The organism is Marisediminitalea oceani, from assembly GCF_003731635.1.
In the GTDB taxonomy this organism is placed as follows: domain Bacteria; phylum Pseudomonadota; class Gammaproteobacteria; order Enterobacterales; family Alteromonadaceae; genus Alteromonas; species Alteromonas oceani.
The window spans coordinates 1-2,245 of the sequence record NZ_RCUA01000035.1 but is presented as its reverse complement, the minus strand read 5'-3'; the positions used below and the strand labels follow the sequence as shown (position 1 = coordinate 2,245).

Genomic DNA, 2,245 nt, shown 5'->3' with positions numbered 1-2,245 from the left:
TGCTCAGTATTGGCAGCCAGTTCCTGTACAGAGACTTTACCTACCGGCGCATCAGACAGAGATACATGGTAAGTGGCATTGGCAATGTTTTGCTGAACTTCACGGCTAATTTCGGCCTGAGTTACTGATACTGCGCTGGAGATCAGGCTACTCATTAAACGCTCTACTGCTGATTCCTGGGCATTTGCCTGAGCACTTACAGACAGACCTAAAGCAACGACTGAAGTAATGATGATTGATTTGATTTTCATGGTGTTTCCTCTATTTAGTTAAACAAGTGATTTGTTACACACTAGATAGCGAAACCTGTGCCATTCTTTCAAAAAATTTTAACTGATTGAAATTTATCGATTTTTAATTTTAGTGTTGGCATACCAATTATCGTACAAAAAAGAAGCAAACCAACAGTTAGTTAATTTAGCCAAATCGAGTTGTGAAATTAACCAACCTCTTTAGTTTGATACTCAATAGCTTTCGATGCGGTTTCCTGCATTGCCGCTAAACCATTCATCAACAAATTCGGATCCGGGTTCTTGCCAGTGCCTTTCTGACTCAGGTAGCGTCGCCACACTCTGCCACCCGGTTGCCCCTGAAACAGGCCGAGCATATGGCGGGCAGCATGCCAGGGTTTAAAGTACGGTGCATCCTGGCGCTCGATATAAGCCTGCATTAAGCGGACAATCTCTGCGCGGTCCAGCGGCTGCGCAGTGTCGCCGTAAAAGCGCTTATCAACCTCTGCCAGAATGTAGGGATTTGAATAAACCTCACGGCCAATCATTACGCCATCGACCTGATTGAGATGCCCTTCGGCCTGCTCCAGGCTGGTAATACCGCCGTTGATTGAAATGTTCAGTTCGGGATGTTGCGATTTTAACTGGTACACCCGCTCATAGTTGAGTGGCGGAATATCGCGGTTTTCTTTCGGACTGAGCCCCTGCAGCCAGGCTTTACGGGCATGCACAATAAATGTATCGCACCCGGCGCCTGCCACCACATCAATAAACCGGCTGAAGTCTTCGTACTCGTCCATATCATCAATGCCAATCCGGCATTTTACAGTAACCGGAATATCCACTTCGGCCTGCATGGCTTTTACGCAATCTGCCACCACCTGGGGCTGGGCCATCAGACAAGCCCCGAAACTGCCGTTTTTTACCCGATCGGAAGGGCAACCAACGTTGATATTCACTTCGTCGTAACCGTATTCCTGTGACTTAACCGCGCACTGTGTCATATGCTCCGGATCGCAGCCACCAAGTTGTACCGCCACCGGATGCTCCTCTTCGTTAAAGCCGAGGTAGTCGCCCTTGCCATAAATAATTGCGCCGCTGGTGACCATCTCGGTATACAGCAGAGTGTGGCGGGATATCAACCGCAAGAAGTACCGGCAATGCCTGTCTGTCCAGTCGAGCATTGGAGCGACTGAAATTTTGCGATTCAAAGAGATGTCAGACATAGACATTAAAGCCTTGATTAATATGTAAAAAAGTAAATCTCATCGCATTTTTACCGATTTCAAAATTAGTGACATTTCCGTTGTATTCCGTTGATTTTTTACCCTTCAGGTACACAATAGGAATACAAAAATATGGCGTTTTACTCAATAAACAAGCGGCTTCGCGGAGATCGAACCGTATATTCTACTTCCGTAAAGCAGAAAAACAAAGGCAAGATCGTTTTCTCTAAGTCTAAGACATTCACTTCAAGAACTGCGGCTCTGAAATGGGCAAGAGCAATAATTTCACAACTAGAAGCGGATGAAACAAACATGATAGCTGGCTATAGAGAGGTTACTTTTTGCGAACTCGTCAGGGAATACGAGAAGTATAAAGCGAGATCTAATAAGCCTTTGTGCGTATTCTGATGTTCTCGATCGCTGATTCTGGCTAGCCCGATCAACTCTATTCCGGTCATTCGATCACAGACTTTTTCTTCACCACCCGATCAGTCTTTTATGCTTGTTAACTTCTTTTAATTTTAAAGAGGAAACAAGTATGTCAAAACCTACTGACATAGAACGCGTTAAAGCGGTTCTCTATCTTAAGCTTGATGAAAACCTCAGTAACCGGGACATCGCCAGGAGACTGAATGTGGGGGCTGCCACTATATCTGATATTCTCGGTAAATTCAGAACCCTGGATTGTGGCTGGCCGTTACCTGAGCATGCCTCCGATCAATGGCTACATCAGTCACTTTATCCTGACAGGAAAGCGGGCCGTATTAAACCTGATTATGGCCTGATGGA

Annotated in this window: 2 protein-coding genes and 1 pseudogene; 1 reads left to right on the top strand and 2 read right to left on the bottom strand. The window is 45.7% G+C overall.

Annotated features, from left to right (window positions below; all coding sequences use genetic code 11):
* The coding region (locus D9T21_RS11985; protein WP_123325186.1) for a hypothetical protein at window positions 1-251 on the bottom strand (251 nt) is incomplete at its 3' end.
* A gap of 188 nt (window positions 252-439) precedes the next feature.
* The gene (gene dusA / locus D9T21_RS11980) at window positions 440-1,462 is read right to left on the bottom strand and encodes a tRNA dihydrouridine(20/20a) synthase DusA (protein ID WP_377908112.1); all 1,023 of its coding nucleotides are present in this window, start codon (window positions 1,460-1,462) and stop codon (window positions 440-442) included.
* Window positions 1,463-1,994: 532 nt separating this feature from the next.
* On the opposite strand from dusA, the pseudogene D9T21_RS11970 reads away from it, so the two are divergent.
* Window positions 1,995-2,245: pseudogene (locus tag D9T21_RS11970) on the top strand (hypothetical protein); the annotation flags it as partial.